14 protein-coding genes are annotated in these 19,496 nt (G+C 67.9%); 6 read left to right on the forward strand and 8 right to left on the reverse strand.

From position 1 onward, the window contains the following. Positions 1–15: 15 nt before the first annotated feature. The 6 genes from ACT3HL_RS06350 to ACT3HL_RS06375 all read right to left on the reverse strand — a co-directional run bounded on the left by ACT3HL_RS06350 (position 16) and on the right by ACT3HL_RS06375 (position 12,173). The gene (locus ACT3HL_RS06350; RefSeq protein ID WP_445085973.1) at positions 16–3,294 is read right to left on the reverse strand and encodes a hypothetical protein; all 3,279 of its coding nucleotides are present in this window, start codon (positions 3,292–3,294) and stop codon (positions 16–18) included. 133 nt (positions 3,295–3,427) lie between these two features. Continuing rightward, positions 3,428–4,720, reverse strand: a complete 1,293-nt coding sequence (locus ACT3HL_RS06355; protein WP_445085974.1) for a hypothetical protein — start codon at positions 4,718–4,720, stop codon at positions 3,428–3,430. A 127-nt stretch (positions 4,721–4,847) separates the two neighbouring features. After that, on the reverse strand, positions 4,848–6,983 hold the full coding sequence (locus ACT3HL_RS06360) for a hypothetical protein (RefSeq protein WP_445085975.1): 2,136 nt from the start codon (positions 6,981–6,983) through the stop codon (positions 4,848–4,850). A gap of 128 nt (positions 6,984–7,111) precedes the next feature. After that, the gene (locus ACT3HL_RS06365; protein ID WP_445085976.1) at positions 7,112–8,521 is read right to left on the reverse strand and encodes a hypothetical protein; all 1,410 of its coding nucleotides are present in this window, start codon (positions 8,519–8,521) and stop codon (positions 7,112–7,114) included. Continuing rightward, the gene (locus ACT3HL_RS06370) at positions 8,521–11,919 is read right to left on the reverse strand and encodes a tubulin-like doman-containing protein (protein ID WP_445085977.1); all 3,399 of its coding nucleotides are present in this window, start codon (positions 11,917–11,919) and stop codon (positions 8,521–8,523) included. Before ACT3HL_RS06370 ends, ACT3HL_RS06365 begins: the two co-directional genes overlap by 1 nt. A gap of 119 nt (positions 11,920–12,038) precedes the next feature. Continuing rightward, a complete protein-coding gene (locus tag ACT3HL_RS06375) occupies positions 12,039–12,173 on the reverse strand; it encodes a hypothetical protein (RefSeq protein WP_445085978.1) in 135 nt (44 codons plus the stop codon). Positions 12,174–12,256: 83 nt separating this feature from the next. Here ACT3HL_RS06375 and ACT3HL_RS06380 point away from each other — a divergent pair, with 83 nt between their 5' ends. From ACT3HL_RS06380 to ACT3HL_RS06405, 6 genes are all read left to right on the forward strand, one after another. Further along, positions 12,257–12,562, forward strand: a complete 306-nt coding sequence (locus ACT3HL_RS06380; protein WP_445085979.1) for a hypothetical protein — start codon at positions 12,257–12,259, stop codon at positions 12,560–12,562. Positions 12,563–12,657: 95 nt separating this feature from the next. Beyond that, positions 12,658–12,780 (forward strand): hypothetical protein, encoded by a 123-nt coding sequence (locus tag ACT3HL_RS06385; RefSeq protein ID WP_445085980.1) that lies wholly within the window; start codon positions 12,658–12,660, stop codon positions 12,778–12,780. A gap of 245 nt (positions 12,781–13,025) precedes the next feature. Further along, positions 13,026–14,072, forward strand: coding sequence for a TAXI family TRAP transporter solute-binding subunit (locus tag ACT3HL_RS06390; RefSeq protein ID WP_445085981.1), 1,047 nt, complete (start codon positions 13,026–13,028; stop codon positions 14,070–14,072). A 175-nt stretch (positions 14,073–14,247) separates the two neighbouring features. Further along, positions 14,248–14,709: a DUF1850 domain-containing protein gene (locus tag ACT3HL_RS06395; RefSeq protein ID WP_445085982.1), complete on the forward strand. Its 462-nt coding sequence runs from the start codon at positions 14,248–14,250 to the stop codon at positions 14,707–14,709. Next, a complete protein-coding gene (locus ACT3HL_RS06400) occupies positions 14,706–17,435 on the forward strand; it encodes a TRAP transporter fused permease subunit (protein ID WP_445085983.1) in 2,730 nt (909 codons plus the stop codon). Before ACT3HL_RS06395 ends, ACT3HL_RS06400 begins: the two co-directional genes overlap by 4 nt. 98 nt (positions 17,436–17,533) lie before the next feature. Next, on the forward strand, positions 17,534–18,193 hold the full coding sequence (locus ACT3HL_RS06405) for a helix-turn-helix domain-containing protein (protein ID WP_445085984.1): 660 nt from the start codon (positions 17,534–17,536) through the stop codon (positions 18,191–18,193). Positions 18,194–18,351: 158 nt separating this feature from the next. On the opposite strand, the gene ACT3HL_RS06410 is transcribed toward ACT3HL_RS06405, so the two are convergent. Continuing rightward, complete coding sequence (locus tag ACT3HL_RS06410; RefSeq protein ID WP_445085985.1) at positions 18,352–19,128, reverse strand: MOSC N-terminal beta barrel domain-containing protein; 777 nt, start codon at positions 19,126–19,128, stop codon at positions 18,352–18,354. Positions 19,129–19,212: 84 nt separating this feature from the next. After that, on the reverse strand, positions 19,213–19,470 hold the full coding sequence (locus ACT3HL_RS06415; RefSeq protein WP_445085986.1) for a hypothetical protein: 258 nt from the start codon (positions 19,468–19,470) through the stop codon (positions 19,213–19,215). Positions 19,471–19,496 lie beyond the last annotated feature (26 nt).

Consider the following 19,496-nt stretch of genomic DNA (forward strand, 5'->3'; position numbering starts at 1 on the left):
GATCCGAGAATCCGATCAGGAGTGTCCGAACGGCGTCGACAGCGTCGTCGGGGAAGCGGACGTGTCGCCCCGTTCTCTCTCTGTGAGTCCAGTGCCGTCCCCCCCGTCGTCCCCGCCGTCGGCGCGTTCGACCGACCACTCGGCCGCGTCCGCGTGGCGGTCGCCCGAGACGATCACCGTCGATTCGATGGGTTCGGGCTCGTCCGCCGACCCGGTGGTCGCAGACCCGCCGCCGGCCGTCGAGGAATCGGCGCTCGAAACGGTCCGCAGTTCGACCGGCAGTTCGATCCGGTCCTCGTCGACGGTGCACTCGACGCGGTGCGTGTCGCTCTCGCCGGGTTCGAGCGCCTCGATCTCCGACATCGAGTAGAGGTACTCGTCGGGGGCGTCGCCCGTCGCCTCGATCCGCACGTCGACGGCGACGTCGCTCTCGTTTTCGACCCGCAAGACGACGTTCGTGTCCCGGTCTCCGAGCACGTCGACGGACTCGACGCCGACGGAGACCGGCGAGGCCTGCCGGGCGATCACGGGCGCGAGCGTCCGGATCGGCTGGCGACGCTCCGCGATGCCGACGAACGTCAGCGAGGGGTCCGCGATCGGGGTTCCTCGATACGTCGTCTCGGCCGCCTCGGTCGCGCCCGCGTCGATCCGGAAGTCGTCGAACGGGACGGTGCGATCGAACCCCTCCGAGCCGATTTCAGCCACGGTACACGGTCGGCTGAGGCCGTTTCGGAGCTCGACGCGGACGTCGGTCTCGGACGCCCGCTCGAACAGCGTCGGTCTGACGACGACCGGCGCGTCCTCGACGTCGATCGACGCTCCCGGGAGCGAATACGAGTCGCCGTCGGCTCGCACGGTGACCGGCGGGACCTCCAGCGCGGGCGCATCCCACGCTGCGTGGCACCGCGACACGCGAGTGTCGCCCTCGGGCGGCAGTTCGACCTCGACCGGCTCGGGCTCGTCGCCGGCCGAAAGCGTCGCTGTCACCGGTCGATTCGCTCGATTCTCGATCACCACTGTCTCCTCGACGGCGTGCCCCTCGGGAACTGACTCGACGCCGATCTCGCGGGAGAGCTCGATCGGTTCGGCCGCCGGAGCGCCCGTGCCGCCGTCTTCGCCCGGCGCCGACGGATCAGCGCCGAAGGAGAACTGCGGCGCGTCCGGATCCGAGAGGGACGCGTTCGTCGGTTCGGGATCGTTCGTGGACGATGACTCGGTGGTCGGGTCTGGCACTGCGGTTCCTGCCGCCTCCGATCCCGAGTCCGTCGTTGGCTCCGATCCCGAGTCCGTCGTTGGCTCCGATCCCGACTCCGCTGTCGGCTTCGACGACGAATCGGCTGCCCGCTCCGACGCTGAACCGCCCGTCGTCTGCGAATCCGATCGAGACCCGGTCTGCGACTCCCGGCGGGTCGTCGTCGAGGGATCGGACCGCTCTCGCCTCGCGCGGTCCGAGCCCGCATCCGTGGTCGCCGGTTTCGACGTGGACGGGGAGTCTGTCGGACGGGTAGCGGGTGATGGGTCCGTCGGCCGATCGCTCGAAGGCGGCGCGCTGGGGGCCGGCTGTGACGGCGATTCCGCCGACGCGAGCGGGGTTCGGTCGATCATAACCGTCGCCGATTCGGTGACGGCCTCGGTTTCGACACGGACCTCCGACGATCCGCTGTCGACGGCGGGGAGCGCGAGAGTGAGTCGGTCGCCCGGATCGAGCGAGATCGGGCGCTGAATCTCCGAGGGCAGCGCCGCCCCGCGAACGCGCGCTTCGTCCTCGATCTGCACGGGCGAGCCGTTCTCGAACGTCACGTCGACGAACCCGCCCTCACGTCCGTGGATGGACACCGACAGCGGGCGGGCGGGAATCGAGACGGAGCGGCTTACGGGGTCGTACCCGTCGTCTGTCGGCGTGACGACGAGGCGATCGGTGTCGAGCGGCACCGACACAGTGCGCCGCAGCGAGGACCGACCGGTCGGCGGCTCGACGGTCACGTCGCCGGGCGAGATCGTGACGGGCGGGAGGTCACTTCCGTCGGCCGTCTCGACGGTCACGTCGACCGCCGCGGTCCCGTTCTGGATGGCTCGGTACTCCGTATCGAGTTCCAGCGCGGCCCCCGTGGCGCGAACGCGCAGTGTCGCCCGCGCCTCTACCGGCGGCCCGGCGTCCGCGTCACCGCCTTCGACGTACTCGATCGTCGCGGTGACGGTCGAGGCCTCGGCGTCCTCGAGCGTGAACGAGGCGGTGGTCCGCGGTTCGGCATCGAGCGAGACGGCCCGCGACGCGGGGTGAAACGACGCGTCGTCGCTGTCGATACGGACCCTCCCACGAGTGGGCGATCCCGTCCGCTCGATGTCGACGGTGACCGCCTCACCGGTCCGAACCGACGCGGACTGAAGCGCGAGGTCGACGGGTGGAACCGACGCTCGGGGTCGGTACACAGCCGCCGTGCGGCCGTCGATCAGACAGGCGACCGATCCGTCGGTCGCGGTGGCGATTCGCCCGGCGCGGGCGTCCGTGTCCCCGCGTCGCGTTCGCGAGTCGGCCCCTCCGTCGTCCGTCCCGAGCGTCTCTCCCTCGGTGATGGCCCCGTCGGCGTCGATGCGGAGGACGCGACTGCCGGCGGCCGCGTAGACGTGATCCGTTCCGCTCGGTGCCAGCCACTCGACTTCCCGGTCGGCGTCCCAGCGCGCCTCGCCCGTGTCGACGTCGATGCCCTCGAGGCGGCCGCCGCGGAGCGAGACCACGGCGACGGGATCGAGCACGCCGAGGTCGGTGACCGCGCCGTCGAGGTCGACCTCGTGTCGGATTCGTCCCTCGGAATCGAACGCTGTCAGATACCACGAGGCGCCGGCGAGGAAGGTGTCGCCGCGTCCCGCCAAGACGACGTTCTCGGTCACGTCAGCGTGGGGTCTGTCGACGCGGAACCGCTCTGAGCCGTCGGTCGCGTCGAGTCCGACGAGCCCCCCGTCGTCGGTCGCCGCGACCAGAAGCGACGCGTCGGGGAGCGCACAGAGCGCCGAGGCGCCGTCGATCTCCGCCTCGAAGCGCCTCGATCCCTCCGCATCGAACCCGAGCACGCGGTCGTCGAGGGCGACGTACAGGTGCGGGTCGACAGCGAGCCCTCGCGGTCGCCCGTCGACAGCGAACTGAACGGGCGCCTCCGACGCGGCGTCGAGAACCGAGACCCCGCCGGAAACGGACGCGAGCGCGATTCGGGACTCGCCGACGGCGATCTGTGCCACTGATCCGGTGTCCACTTCGCCCACCGGCGCGTACTCGTCCGGCGCTCCGTCGTGGGTCACCGGCGAACCCACCTCACTTCGCGCCGGGTCTGCGCCGCCACTCGCCGGGGGTCGCGGAACGCCCGGGCACGGTTGTTCGACATAGCAACACGTGCAACGCGGACCGATAAAAAGTCAACTCCACCGCGCCGGGTCATCCCAGCACCGACGCGGCCAGCACGGCGACCGCGAAGACGAGCACAGCCGCGCCGGCCGATGCGGCGACCCCGACGATCACGCCCCGATACCGTTGCCGGCGCCGCTCGGACTCCCGGCAGACCTCGACCCCGTGCGGTCCGAGCGCGTCCGTGAGCGCCTCGCTGACGGCCTCCTCGTCGGCGACGTCGGCGAGCCGCCCGAGCGCGTCGAGCGCTCGTCCGATGTCGTCGTCGGCTTCGAAACGGGACTGGGGGCCCCGCTCGGTTCGCGGGGGGCCCGCCCGCACGTCTCGCCGGACCCGGATCGCGAACACGGAGCCGAGCCAGAGGGCGCCCACGACGAGCGCGCCGATAGAGAGCTGCCCGCGGGTGAGCGCCGCGGCCGAGTCGGGGACGACACCGATCCAGAACGCCCCGGCGACGGCGGCGGCGAGAAGCGCCCCCGGAAGCCCGTACCGGAGCGTTCGGCGGCGCTCGCGGCGTCCGGCCGACGGCTCGTCGGACGGGACGATCCGAAGCCCGAGGTCCGAGACGGGCGCGCTGCGATCGAGCGCGTCGGCCAAGGCGTCCGGCGCCGTCGGCGACGATCCGTCCTCGTCCCGGGAAAGAGCGGCGTCGACGGCCCGCTCGAAGGCGTCGAGTGCGGTTTCCGTCTGCCGGCTGTCGAGCCACGCCGCGAACTCCGGGCCGGGCGCGACGCGATCGACGTCCCTAGAGGGGCGAACGAAGACGTCGGCGCCGGCGATCGTGTCGACATCGGTCGACTCGGTAACGGCGACGGCGTACCCCTCGAACGCCTCGCGGACGTACGCGAGCGTCGCGGCCGCGGCCTCGTAGTTCGGGACGTACAGGTCCACTGCACCGCGTTCTGTGACCGCCTCGCGGATCGTCTCGGGGGCGATCGATCCGGCCGAAAGCTCTCGCTCGACAGCCGCCACCGATTCCGGGTCGAACGCCGAGCCGTCGTCGATGGTGTCGTACAGCGCCTGATTGCCGCCGATTCCGTGCTGTATCGTCCACCCGCGGCGCTCGGCCAGTCGGCGAACGCGGTCTGTGACCGACGACAAGAGGTCCTCCTCGCCGTCTGTCTGATACGTCGCCACGAACTGCTCGGGGCTGTGGCGGTGGATCTTCACCTGCGCTCGGACCAGCCCTGCGTCGGGGTCGTAAAACAGCGCCACGCCGGCGTTGAACTCCCGTTTGATCTGCTCGAGCCGCCGCTCCGCGGGTTCGCCCGCGGAGTCGTACACCGGGCGGCCACCGCTACCGTAGAGGCGGAATCGGCTCATCGTCGGACGCGTCGGATCGTGTCTGTCATCGTCTGACTCATCGGATCGTGTCTGTCATCGTCTGTTCGCCGCCGTCGTGTCGGTCTTGTCGGTCGCGTGCCGGTCCGCGTGGGACATCTTCGCGGCCTCACTCGTTTATGCGCTCCATAAACTGCCGTGCGCCCTTGAGCACGGACGCGGGACCGCTGACGTCGATCCGGAGTTCGTCCGTGCCGGCCGGCTCCTCGTTCTCGATGTTGTACCAGAGGAGATGCAGCGGATCGGGGTCGCGCCCGCCGAACACCTGATTGATCGCCGGCGACTGCTCCCGCACGATCTCGTCGCGGACGTACGCACAGAAGTCCTCGTAGGCGTCCGCCTGCGGCGCGTCGTTCGTGGAGTGGTTGGCCCGGAAGTCCTCGAGCATCCAGTCGGCCATCGTCCCCACGATGACGATGTCCTTCTCCGGGTACACCGACCGAAGCGACTCGTACCAAAACAGGTAGTTCTCCAGCGGTTCCCGGTCGGGGCCCTTTATCGCGTAGGTCCGGCCCTGGTACTCGATGGGGCGGATCTCGCTGCGTCGGTACTCGTCGAGTTCCTCCGGGGCGATCACGCGGTCCCGCAGGTAGGAGGGGACGTTTCCTCGTTCGATGACCGGCGCGACGAAGTCGTCGAGCGGCAGCGTCAGCACGATCCGATCGGCGTTGTGGACGCACCCGCGGATGCCGGGGATCATCTGATCGATGTTCGTCGCCTCCCGCACAACCGCCGTCGCGGTCTCCCAGGACGCCTTGGGATCCAGTTCGGCGGTTTCGTCGGCGTCGTCACCGGACTGATCGAAGAGTCCGCCGCCGGCGGAACCGGACGCACCCGCCCGGTCTCCGAGCCCGCCGGTTCCGCTCGAGGCGGAACCGCGACGGGCCCGCGTCGCTTTCGATTCCGAGCCGAACGGCGACCCGTCACCCTCGTCGGGTGCCGACCCGGTGTCGCCGCCGCGCGTGGCCGATCCCCCCGTCGAACTCGACGATCCGGCGTCTGACCCGAAAGACGTGTCCCACTCGACGGTGTCTTCGTCCGCGGAGGCGTCCGGCGCGGTCTCGTCGCCCGACGACGCCCCGGGAGCGGACTCGTCAGCGGAGTCCGCTCCTCGCGTGCCGTCGTCGTCCCCGTCGTCGTCCGAGTCCGAGAAAGGGATGTCGAAGCCCGACGACTCCCGCTCGCCGCCGTCGCTGACGAGCGTCCCCGTCTCGCCCTGCGTTCGGCGTCTGGCCGCGGCGACGACGTTCTCGAGGATCGATTCGAGCGCCTCGCCGGGGTAGTCGACCGCGCTGAACTTAACGCGTGCCGGGAGGAACCGCCCCCACGAGTACGGCAGTTCGAGCAGCATCGGCTGGCTGCTTCCCGCGTCGCCTCCCCCGCCCCGCTGAAGCGTCGCGGGCGTGGCCTCGGGGAACCGACCGCTCTCGATGTCCCGGCGCAGCGTGCTGACGCGGGTCGCGGCCTCGCCGCCCTGATCGACGTTGTCGCGGATGTAGAGGTGTAACCCGCCGAACACCGCGCTCTTGCCGCTGCGCTTCGGCCCGATCATAATGACGTTCAGTCCGCGCTCGTAGGTGGTGAAGTACCGAAGCGCCGGCAGCAGGATGGCCGCGCCGACGATGTGCTGGGCGGCGGCGGTCCCGACGAACCCCTCGAAGGCGAACGGTTGGAGGACGTACCCGTCCGACACGGCGAGGACCGGGCTCTGATACGCCACGTGGGCCTCGAAGAGCCCGAGCGCCACGAGCGCGACGGTGAGCCAGAAGATGAGCGCCGGGATGCGAGGGTACTCGCGTGGGTCCGTCTGCAGGCTCTCGAACGTGACGCCGCCGGCGCGCAGCGTCACTCCGGCCGCGATGAGCGCGGTGAGTACCGTGTTGGGTCCGAACGTCGTCGCGAGGGGGTCGATGAAGACCCCACGCGGGAGGAATATCGCGGGCACCGCCAGCAGGGTCGCACCGGCGACGATCACACCCTGGAAGTATTTGTACGAGTCCAAGAGCAGGCCGCCGACGAGGCCGACGAACACTCCGAGCGGGAGGTAGTAGAACACGGTCGCGGGGAGCCCCACCGCGTTCATCGCGCCGCGGAGCGCGTTTCGAGAGAGCCCCCACGCCCCCCACGCGGTCGCGAGCAGTTCGATCACCGAAATCCCGGCGAGGAGCATCAACACCGCCGAGATGAAAAAGAGCAGACGTCGTTGCCTCCGGTTCGAAGGCGTCAGCGACGGGAACGTTGGCATACGAATGTGAATATCGGGTGATATAATAAAAGCCACCCTCACGGATCGGCGGTCGGGGAGACCGCTCCGGGCGTTCCCCGTGCTCGGCGTAGCGGGACGGCGAGAATCGACGGGGTCGATGAGCCCTATCAGAGTAACGCGAGCACGTCGTCGTAGCCGTCCGAATCCTCCCCGATGCCCGAAACGGGGTAGACGCTGCCGCGGGAGGCGTCACCGAGCCGCAGCACGTCGGTCCGGAGGAACCGAAGGAACGGGCCGCTGTCGAGAGAGTCCGAGCGGTGGAGTTCGAGCGCGCGGTCGGCGTCGGTGGCGATCACGTAGACGTCCGGCATCGACGCGCCGGAGCAGGCCGCCGCGAGTCCCTCATACACGTCGAGGTACGCCCGGTCTCGGACCCACGATTCGTCGAAGTCGCTCCCCTCCTCGATCTCGTATTCGCGGAGGACGTCCTCGACGGACACGAGGAGTAGGATGGCGTCCGAGCGGACGAGTCGATCCAGGTGGGCACCGCCCGAGCGCCGGAGTCGCGAGCGGACGAACCCCGGCGCGGCGAGTAGCAGCTGCCGTCGGAACTCGAACCACAGCCGCGAGCCGAGCGACGCCCGCTTCTCGGCGATCTCGCTCATCGACCGCACGTCGGAGTCGCTCACCGGTCGGATGTTGTCGTAGGCGATCTCTCTGCGCCTGACGAAGACGCCGTCGCCGGGGTGATACTGGAACGCGACCCGGCCGGTGATTCGCGGGAGCGAGTGCTGCTGGCTGCGCGCGGCGTTCAAGACGTCGCCGCCCTCGAGGGAGGTCGCCCCGTACGTCCTGTCGGCGACGTCGTAGAGACCGCCGAGGAAGCCCGCGACCGTCTCGTCGTCGGGCGAGGAGACGACGACGTCCGTCACGTCCGAGTACCGCGTGAAATACCCCATCAGGTACACGAGCGCGAAGACGGAGACGATATCGACGAGCGGCGTCAGCGCCCCCGACGCCACCTGCTCGATGTTCGGGGTGTTCTCGACGACGACGATCGGGCTCTCATAGGAGAGGTACCGTTCGAGGAAGCCGACGACGGCGATCCCCGCGACGGCGGCGTACAGCGCGCGTGCGGCGTTCGGAAACGCCGTCCGACCGTCAGTGAGCGGCGGCACCGACGCGCCGACCCCGACGACGACCGCGCCGACGAGGACGCCGGCGACCGCGGACACCGGATGCGCGAGGAAGTCGATCCGCCACCGACCCAGCACGAACAGCGTGGGGGCGAACACGAGCGCGATGGCGGCGACGAGCAGGAGCCCTTGGACGTGCTTGTCCCGGTCGAGCGCGAACGCGACGACGAGCACCGCGCCGAACAGCGCCGCGAAGACGACGACGCCGGTGATGCCCCAGCCCATCGTCCGGCCGAACCCGTGGACGAGGTGGTAGACGAGCCCGTGATCGTCCCACGCGGCGACGAGCATCCGCGAGGACGCCGCCGTCGCCGCGAGGATCGCGACGAGCGCCACCGCGAGCCGAAGGGCGTCTCTCCGTCGTGAATCCGAGCGTCCCATTATTCCGACAGGAGGTCGATCGAGCTGGGGAAGGTCGTCTTCCCGACGTACTCGTCGAGCAGGATGTCGACCATCTCCTCTTCGGTCGCGTCCAAGAGCGTGTAGAGGTCGTCCGCATCGTCGAGGTCGAGGAGTCGATCGCGGTACACGTAGCCGCCCTCGCCGTCCTCGCCGATGGTGTCGTCCTTCCCGTCGACGCCGTGGACGTGTCGGATGCGGACGCCCTCGCGGAGCTCCTCGCGCTGGGACTCGTACGAGTTCTTGTACCCCTTGCTCGGCTGGCGGATCGGCCGGAGGTTATCGAGGAAGACCCCGCCGATGAACGTGAGCATCGAGAGGTCCCACGGCGCGCCGAAGCCGACCGACTGCTGGCTGTATCCGTTCTCGCCCTCGCGGAAGTACAGACTGGAGTCGTCGAGCGTCTCCTTGACGCTGTCGAAGATCGGATGCGCCGGGTTCTCGTTGGGGAACGGACGGCCCATGAAGACGTTTCCGACGTAGTGGCCGTCGAAGACGGGGTTCGTGACGTCGCTGTACTCGCCGGCGCCGCTGCCGGTCGCGACCTCGATGCGGCGCTTCGAGAGGCCGACGATGTCGGTGTTGCGGCCGACGTTCTCCGCGAAGCGCTCGAAGTGCGTCCGGATCTTCCGCATCTCGTCGCTGTCTTGCTTCTGCCAGATGCCCGACTCCGCGATGTCGGCGTACTGCCGCAGTCCGGTTTGGTCGACGGACTTCGTCTTCGTGACGTAGGGACTGTCGCTGTTGAGCGTGGTCGTCGGGATGTCGTCCATCTGCGGCCGCGCGGGGCCGATGCCGTCGAAGTTCTCCCCGCGGTTCATCACGATCTCTCTGAGGCGCTCGTAGATGTCGACGCGGCCCCGTAGCTCCGAGACGTCGGCGTCGATCCGGTCGCGCTCGGCCTCGACCGGGCCGACGTACGCGTCGTGGAACGCGACGTGGGCGATCCCGGCGTCCTCATAGCCCGTGCCGTCCGCGAGGAGCTCGTCGAGGAGCTCGTCGGCCGAGCGGACGTCGAGGTCCGAGGTGAGCCGCTCTCTGAGGTCCGAGGACGCGTCCGCCGTGTCGCCCGGCCACTCGAGTCGGAAGTCGTCGCCGACCCACTGCGCTCTGTACTCCTCGACGACGTCCGCCGCGTCGAACTCGGCGACCGTCTCCTCGAACTGCCGAATGACGTACTCGAGGTGCCGCTCGCGCTTTTCGTCGAGCCGGCCGGCGACGCTGTCGAACGCGCCGTTCGCGACGAACTCGCAGTCGAAGTCGTGATCGAAGTCGTCGCGCTCGCCCGTCGGGCTCACGAGGACGTACCGGTCGTCGATCTCGTCGATGTAGTCCCGGTAGCGGTCTTTCGCGTCCTCTTTGTCCCCGAGGAACGAGCTGAGGATCCCGCCGTCGTTGATCTCGTACCACGCCTCGTAGGCGTCGGCCGCCCGATCGACGGTCCGCTGGATGGCGTCGCTGTCGACCGGGTCGAGTTCGACTGCGGTGAGGCGCTCGTTGAGGTGAACGAAGTCGAAGTCGAGGAGGTTCTGTGGGATCTCTCCGGGGTCGTTCGCGTTGTTGATCGTCCGGAACGCGCCCTCAAGCTTTTCTTCGAGTTCCTGCAGTTGCGATCTGATCTCCTCGCCGTGCGTCTCGAGGGCGACGAGGAGGTCGATGTCGTCTTCGACCTCCTCGCGCCACGCCTGTTTGTTGTGGTCCCTGGCCGGGAGGAGATCGGATTCAAGGTCGTCGAGGATCCCGAGGTTCGTCTCGTGCTGTTCGATCTCCCGCTCCAGCTGATTGACGTTGTCCCCGAGGCGGGTGCCGCCCACCCAGCCGTCGCGGTTCGGGTAGATCGCCGCCGTCAGCGCCTCTTTCACCTCGTCCTCGTCGACGATCTTGAGCGCGCGCAGGAGGTTCGACCGGAGCTTGATCGCGCGGAGTTCGTCGCGGAAGGTCTGATCCAGCTTGCTCTCTTCTTCCTCGCCGGGGTAGAGGTCCTCGACGGGGTCGAGCGACTCGACGCGGTCGGGGAGCCGCGTGACGACCAGCTTTTTGAACTCCTTGTCCGGGAGGTCCCCGGACGTGTCGCGGAGCCCCTCGATCCAGCCGTTGAGCTGCTCGCGCCACGTGTCGAGCGCGCGGTTGTCGACGTGGCCAAACGTCTCCTCGTCTCTGATCCACGCCTCGAGGTCGTCGAGGCGGTTCCGCAGCGAGCTCGCCTCGTCGCCGCTCAGCGTAAACTGGTCGTTGGTGACGCGGCGACCGCTCTGTGCGGTTTCGAGGGCGCGGCCGATCTCGCCGTCCCACTCGTCGATGAAGAAGTCGTGGAGCTCGCGGTACAGCGCGAGCTCGGTGTCGAGCGCCGCCTGCTTTTCCTTCCGGTACGTCTCGATCGAGTCGGCGATCTCGATGATGTCGCCGACGTCGTACCGGAGGATTTGCGGGATCGCGACCGTGAACGGCGCGAACGCCCGCGGCGGGTCGTTCGGCGCGCTCTCGTCGAGGAAGTCGATGAAGTCGTTCGTCGTGTTCTCGCGGGCGACGATCGTCTGGACGACGCCGTCGAGGAACGTCTCTCTGTCCTGTAGTTCGCGCGCGGGGCCGAACGGGACGAGCACGATGTTCGTGAAGGGGTTCCGCTCCTGCAGCGCGAGGTACTCGAGCTCCGAGAGCGTCGCGAACGCGTTCGCGGTCCGGCGGTCCTTCTCTTCAAGGCCGGGGATCGTCGCGATGAGGTTGACCTCCCGCTCGTCGCCCTCGTCTTTGATCTGCTTCGCGAGATCGATGAACATCCCCGACCCGGTGCCGCCGCCGATACCGACGACGATGGTGGTCGTCCCGTCGAGCTCGCGCGGGAGCTGCTCGACCGGCCCGCCGCCGGTCTGGCTCGCGTGCAGCAGCGCCTTACTCAGCCCGCGACGGCGGAGCACGCCCTGCTCGTAGCCGTTCGTCAGCATCCGGTCGTCGTTTTCGAGCCACCACGCGCGGAAGTTCGCCTGCTGGGCGATACGGCCGACGGTCGCCTCCGACGTCAACCCCGCCCGCGAGATGAGGTCGTCGGGGGCGTGATCGAGCGGATTGATGTACGTCGCCTCCGTCCCGACGATCTCGGGCTGCCGGCCGGACTGCTCGGCGATCCGCCTGATCCGCTCGTTGATCGCGTCGACGCGCGCCTCGTCGTCGGTCTGCTCATCCGTGGCCGTATCGAGGATGTAGGCGTCGAACCCCTCCGGGTTCGATTCGCCGTCGCGAGCGGCGACGCCCTCCTCGATGATCCAATCCTGCGAGAGATAGTGACCGACGACCGTCTTCCCCGCGTTGCCGATCCCGATAATATTGTCAGGCAAGTGACACCGAATCTGTTCTCGTCCCTGACTGTCCCCTTCACTAGACATAGTTGCACCTTGCTGAACGAGCCAGTATAAGTATTGCCGTAGACACAGATTTGCTAGCCGGGGTCGGTCTCCCGCGGGATGACGGTGAGCCCGCGATCGAGCGGACGGATACGGTCGGTTCAGCCGCCGTCTGCGGGCCCCGTCGTCGCCGAGAACGACTCGGTACGGACGTACTCCTCGAACAGGTGGTCGACCGTCTCTTCTTCGGTCGAACCGAGCAGCGCGTCGCGGTCGGTGGGGTCGTCCAGATCCAACAGCCGCTCGCGGTAGACGTAGCTTCCCCCCGTCGCCCGTTATCGCCGCCCCCGTCACCGCCGCTGTTCCCGGGACTGACAGTGTGAAGGCGGCCATCGAGCCCGAGAGCGTGCCGCAGACGGACGTCAACGTCGGATTCCCCGCGTTGAGACTCGCAGGCCCCACGGTACCGATCGACCGGCGCGAGGTTGTCGAGGAAGACGCCGCCGACGAACGTGACCATCGAGAGGTCCCACGGCGCGTTGCGGCCGAGAGAATAGACGACCTCCTTGCCCGCACCGCCGATTCCGATGGGATTGTCGGGGAGCGAGTAGCGCAGCGGGCCGCGGTCGTCGTGGTGGCGTCCGCCGTTCGGCATCGTGTTCGCCTGTTGATCGGAGTGACATAAGCATTGAGCCGACGGGGGCCACGCTTCGGGAGGCCGATCACCCACTGGGTGAGATTTTTTGCCGGCCAGTCCGTATCCTCGACGGGGTGTACACGATGCCTCTGGTACCGTACTACCCCACGGACGACCCCCGACGTGACCGCCGCGCGCCGGACATCGACGACATCGTCGAGGAGATCCTCGGGCGGGACGACGACCCGCGACCGGTCGTCGGATGACCTCGACTGGACGTCCGGTGCGCGGCCGACTTATTTCGCCGACTGGAGGGCCAGCGGTCGCACCCGACTGTGATAGACATCTATCATAACAGTTCGGGAGGAATATTCCGCTTCTTTTTCACGCCAAACAGTCACAACCATATTGCAAGGATATTGTATTAATTCGTATTATATATTGAGAATGGTTCGCATTTGTTGTGAAATAGTCAGAGATATAAGTCCACGACACGTCACTGTGAGTTGGTATGTCATACGAAGAGACACGACGTCGGTTCCTCGAAGTGACCGGTGCGGCCGGCGTGGCCGCGCTCGCAGGATGTGCCGGTAACGGCGGAAACGGAGACGGTGACGGCTCCGGAGACGGAGACGGCGCCGAGACCGAAACGCCCGCCGGAGACACGGAGACGCCGACCGAAGGCGGCGACGACGGCGGCTCCGGGACGCGACTCAGCTGGCACGCCGGCGGAACCGGGGGGACGTACTACCCGCTCTCGAACGAGTTCAAGACGGTCGTCGAGGCGAACACGGACTTCAGCCTGAACGTCCAATCGACCGGCGCGAGCGTCGAGAACGTCGGGAGCCTCGCGAACGAGTCCGCCGACTTCGCGCTCATCCAGAACGACATCGCGTACTTCGCGAAGAACGGCACGGGCATCGACACCTTCGAGGGCAACCCGATCGAGAACCTGCAGGGCGTCGCGACGCTGTACCCCGAGACGATCACCGTCGTCACGCTCGCGGAGAACGACATCAGCTCGCTTTCGGACCTCAGCGGCGCGACGATCAACACCGGGGACCTCGGATCCGGGACGCAGGTCAACGCGCTCCAGATCCTCGAGGCGGTCGGCGTCACCGATTTCAACGAGCAGAACGCCGGCTTCTCGCAGGCGTCCGAACAGCTCGCTAACGGCGACATCGACGCCGCGTTCGTCGTTGGCGGCTGGCCCGTCGGCGCGATCGAAGACCTCGCGAACACGAACGACGTTGAGATCGTCCCGATCGAGGGCGAGAACCGCGAGGCCGTCAAGGAGGCCGCGTCGTGGTTCGCCGACGACACGATCCCGGGCGGAACGTACACCGGCGTCGACGAGGACGTCGAGACGGTCGCCGTCCAGGCGATGATCGCGACGAACGCGGGCGTCCCCGCAGACACCGTCGAGGCGGTCACGGCGGCCATCTTCGACAACCTCGACGACCTCTCGATCAAGACCGACTTCATCACCGTCGACAGCGCGCAGGACGGGATGTCGATCGAGCTCCACGAGGGCGCCGCGGCGTACTTCGACGCGTAAGCGGTCGAAGTCGCCCGGTCAGACGGTACCGACGCCGCCGCCCCTCGCCACGGACCGCCTCGGCGCCGGCGACGGCGCCGCGATCAGAGCCGTCAAACGCACACGCACGTTTTGTTTCTCACCGGTGAACCGAAGCACAATCACAGGGGGGCGAACCGTTCGGGTTCTGTTAGCCGTGGCGATCGCGGTCGGTGTCGTCCTCGCGGGTGTCACGGCCGCGGTTCCGACCGGCGCGGTGCTGGTCGTCGAAGACATCGAGACGGGCGAGCGCTACATTACCCAGCCGGTCGACGACGGCAGCACGGTCGCGCTCGAATACATGCACAGCGTCGAGAAGTCTCGGGTGTACGACGAGTACCGTGTCGACGGCGAGACGCTCGTGAACACGCGGATGGAGTTCGAGTCGTACGGGTGGGGGCTTCCGTCGCGCGTCGACGTCACGAACGTCAACGGGACGCTCGTCTACGACCCGGCCGAGCCCATCACGGAGCTCGAAACGCTCTCGGTCTCGCCGGGTCGGATCGCGAACCACACGCTGATCGTCGAGGACCAACAGTATGACCTTGTTGCGGAGACGAACGCCAACGACGTTCAGATTTACATCGAACGGCGAACATTGACGGACATATTCCTATGAGCACGACCAACACAGACGGCGTCGACGAGGAGATATCCAGAGATGAGGCCGAAGAACTCCTCGAGGAACTCGAACGGCGGCGGTCGCTGAAGGGCCTCGCCGCCCTCGCCGTCGCGGCGATCGGCATCCTGTTTTCGCTGTTCCAACTGGCGCTGGCGGCGCGGAGCTTCACCTTCACCGTCTTCCCGGGGTTCGAGATCGGGGCGCTCGGCCTCGCGGTCCCGGCGTGGACGGTCTCGCTGCAACTGCTCCAAGCGAACGCGATCCACGTCGCCTTCGCGCTCGTTCTCACCTTCCTGATGTTCCCCGGGAGTATGGGCGACGGAATCGTCGTCCGAAGCCTGGGACGCGTTGCCGACGGCGTCGTCGACTCGGTCGGCGGGGAGAACCCCCTCGCCCGCGTCGTCGAGGGGCTCAGATCGCTGTTCAGCTGGGCGGTCGTCGATCGGCACCGCTCGCGGGTCACCCCATTCGACATCGTCGCGATCGGCGCCGCGTTCCTCTCTGCGTTCTACTTCCTCACGGAGTTCCGCGAGATCCGGGACATGCGCGTCTTCGGTCTTATGTCGGGGCGACCGATCACGGAAGTGTACGGCTTCCTCGAACCGGTCCTCGGGGGCGTCCCGTTCGTCAGCGAGTACTCCTACGCGATGATCCTCGGGGTCGTCGGCGTGCTCTTGGTCCTCGAAGCGACGCGCCGGACGCTCGGGTTGCCGCTCATGCTCATCGTCGCGTCGTTCATCGTCTACGCCCGGTGGGGCTTTCTCATCAGCGAGGGGACGCCCTTCATCGGCCTGTTGGCGATCCCGGAGCTGACGTGGCCGAGCATCGTTCAGAACCTCTGGTACAACACCGAAAACGGGGTGTTCGGGATCCCGGTCACCGTCTCCGTCAGCTTCATTTACATCTTCATCCTCTTCGGGTCGTTCCTCGAGATGAGCGGCGCGGGACAGTGGTTCATCGATCTCGCCTACGCCGCGACCGGCAATCGGAAGGGCGGTCCCGCGAAGGCGAGCATCCTCGCGAGCGGCTTCATGGGAACGATATCGGGATCGTCGATCGCCAACACCGTCACGACGGGAGCGTTCACGATTCCGCTGATGAAGCGCTCGGGGTACTCACCCGAGTTCAGCGGGGCCGTCGAGTCGTCGGCGTCGTCCGGCGGACAGATCCTCCCGCCGGTGATGGGCGCCGCGGCGTTCCTGATGGTCCAGTACACCGCGACGCCGTTCCGCGAGATCATCATCCTCGCGACGATCCCGGCGGTCGTCTTCTTCTTCGGGGTCTGGGTGATGGTCCACCTCAAGGCGGTTCAGGAGGGCATCGGCGGCGTCGACGACGCCGACATCCAGACCGCCTCGCTCGGCGAGCATCTGCGGACGGGGTGGTTCTACCTCGTCCCGATCCTGCTGCTCCTGTATTATCTCATTATCGAGCGGCTGTCGGTCTCGCGGTCGGCGTGGTTCACGCTCGTCGCGCTCGTCGCGCTCATCACGTTCATCGCGGCGTACAGCGAGGAGACGCGCGCGTTCCTGCTGGGGTCGCTCGCGGTGATCTTCGGCGTCGACCTCCTCAGCTACGCGCTGACGGGCGTCGCCCTCACGGGCGCCCTCGGCGGGGCGGGTGGCGCCGGGGTCCCGATCAGCGAAGCCATCGCCGTCATCGGGCCCCGGATCGGCTGGTACGCGATACTCGCCGGCGCGGTGACGATGCTGACCCACGCAGACGTGGAGTCGAAGGTCCTCGATCTCAATCCGAAGGTACAGGAGACGGCGGACGCCGCCGGCGACCGGATCGGACGCGACCTCGGTCAGAGTCAGTCCGCGCGCGTCGGGACGTTCGTCGTCAAGTCGATGGAGGCGGGCGCGCGGACGGCCGTCCCGGTCGTCATCGCGGTCGCGGCCGCGGGCATCATCCCCGGCGTGATCAGCGTCTCGGGGCTCGGACCGAACCTCACGTCGCTGCTCTTAGCGCTCTCGGGCGGCTCGATCGTGGTGATGCTTCTCGTGACCGCCGTCGCGAGCATCATCCTCGGGATGGGGATGCCGACGACGGTCACCTACATCATCCTCATCTCGATGCTCGCGACGCCGCTCGTCGAGTTCGGGATTCCGCTGCTCGCCGCGCACCTGTTCATCCTCTACTTCGGCGTCATCGCCGATATCACGCCGCCTGTCGCCGTCGCGGCCTACGCGGCGAGCGGGGTCGCGAAGTCCGATCCATTCCAGACGGGCGTGAAGGCGTTCTCGCTGTCGCTGAACAAGGCGATCGTGCCCTTCGCGTTCGTACTCGCGCCCGGGATCGTCCTGCTCCGCGAGAAGGAGAACGCCGCGGAGCTGCCGATCCGAGAGCAGTACCGCGTCGTCAACTTCGCCGACCTCGCGGAGCTCTCGTACTCGGTGCCGGAGATCCTGATCCCGGTGGTCGGCGTCTTCCTCGGGGTCATCGCACTCGGCGCCACCGTCATCGGGACGCTCTACGGCGACGTGAGACGCTCCGAACGGGCCGCGTTCGCGCTCAGCTCGCTCCTGCTTATGGCGCCGGGGCTGCTCTCGACGGCCGTCTTCGACCTCCTCGGACTCGCCGGGGTGTCTCTCTCGGTGAACGCGCTCTTGCTCGACGTCGTCCTCCGCGGCGTCGGGTTCGCGCTGTTCGCGGTCCTCGTCGCGAAGAACCGACGCGAGTCGGCGGACCGCCGCGAGGCGAAACGGGTCACCGCCGGGTGAGGCGGTCGTCGGGACGGAACCGATAGACACTATTGGTCGGCTGGAAACCGAGAAGTAGCGACCGGCTCCGCCGACCACGGCGGAGTGGGGGAGAGACCATGTCGATCACCGCAAAGGTACACATCGAACACGAGCACCTCTCGCTGGCTCCGACCCTGCAGAACCTCGATGGCGTCAAAATCCGCGTCATCACCCAGGGGACGACCGACCCCGGCTCGACCGACTTCCCGTTCCTCATCGAGTACGAGGACCACGACGAACTGGAGTCGATGCTCGAAGCCGACGTCACCGTCGAGTCGTTCGAACTCGTCGACCGGAGCGGCGACACCGCGATCTACTACATCGAGCACACGCCGGAAACGCGGCTCATAAGCGGCGTCGTCACCGAGCAGAACGGCTTTCTCGTCCACACGGAGACGAAAGACGACGGGTGGCTCGTCCACCTGCTGTTACCCGACCGCGCCGCGCTCAACGCCGTCTGGGAGTACGCCATCGAGAACGACATCTCGCTCGACATCATCGAGATTTACAGCAACGACGACGCCGGCGGCGAGTCGTCCTACGGACTCACCGACGAACAGCTCGCGGCGCTCCAGCTCGCGTTCGATAGGGGGTATTTCAACGAGCCGCGCGACATCTCGCTCAGCGAGGTCGCCGAGGAGATGGACCTCTCCTCGACGGCGATGAGCGGGCGGCTCCGCCGCGGGATGCGGAACCTCATCGCGGCCACGATCGCCGAGCGGGACCGCGAGGAGTGACGCGCTACGGCGACTGAACCGTCAGCGCCTCGTGCCCCGGCGTCCGATCGTGTCGGCGGTATGTTCCCCGGTGGGCCCGATCGTGTCGGCGGTATGTTCCCCGGTGGGCCCGATCGTGTCGGCGGTATGTTCCCCGGTGGGCTCGGTCGTGCCGACGATCACTCAGCGACCGCGACCGGGTCGCCGACGCTGAGGCGGCTTCCCCGGTCGGCCTCGGGGACGCGGGCGATAAGCATCGCCACGAAGCGGTGCTCGAAGGCGTCCGGATCGGCCCACTCGGGGAACGTCTCGCGCCGCTTCTCGACGAACCGCTCTCGGAACGCCGACAGCGACTCGCCGGTGTCGGGGTCGCGCCCCGGCACGACGCACCGGCCGCAGGGAGTGACACCCTCGAACCGGACGGCGCCGACGTCGAAGGCGGGCGCGTCGCCGCCGACGAAGCGGTCCTCCCAGAACGGCGGGACGCCGGCGATCTCCACGTTCGCGCGAAGCCGACGCCGGACGCCCTCGACGTCCAGTTCGTCGAACCACGAGGCGATCTCCCGCAGGGTGGCGGTGCTGACGACCGAGGGGCCCATCCCTCGGCGGTCGACGAACCCGAGGGACGTATCGCGCCGCAGGGAGAGGTCTAGACCGAAGTACTCGCCGAACCACTGTTCTGCGCGCTCTCGATCGCGTTCCGCCGTCAGGACGAACCGCACCGTCTCGCCGTCCGGCGCTTCCACGGTGAACGCCCCCGTGTCCGGCTCGAAATCGGTCGCGAGCCTGTGGATGCGATCGGTCCGTTTGCCGTTGAGGACGGTCCCCTCGGCGTCGAACAGCGCGAACTCGCGGTCGTGCTGTAGCGTGCCGCCGTCGACTACGGCCGCGTCGTCGACGTCGATGCCGTCGAACCCCTTCACGGGATACACACTGAGTCGTTCGAGCCGTGGCATTACCGACGGTTCGGCGCGAGGCCGTATGACCGTTCGGTTCGGCGCCTGCGGCACCGAGCGCCCTGACGGGTCCACCGACCAGCGCTATCGCTCGGTCCGATACACCGGCCGGAGCGACGTCGCGTCCTTATCGTAGCCCAGCCAGACGCTGAGCGCGGTCGCGACCAGCACCAGATACACGGGGAACAGCAGCAGGAGGACGTATCCGAACGCGAACGTCGTCAGCGTCCCGGTCAGGTACAGCACCCCCGCGATCGCGAGGCCGACGAGCGCGCCGGCGGCGATGCCGAGGCGGAACGCGCGGGCGGCGTCGGGACCGGGCGAAGAGAGAGCCGAGGTCATACCCGCCGTTGGAGAGCCATCGAAAT

Source organism: Halobellus sp. GM3 (assembly GCF_052545375.1).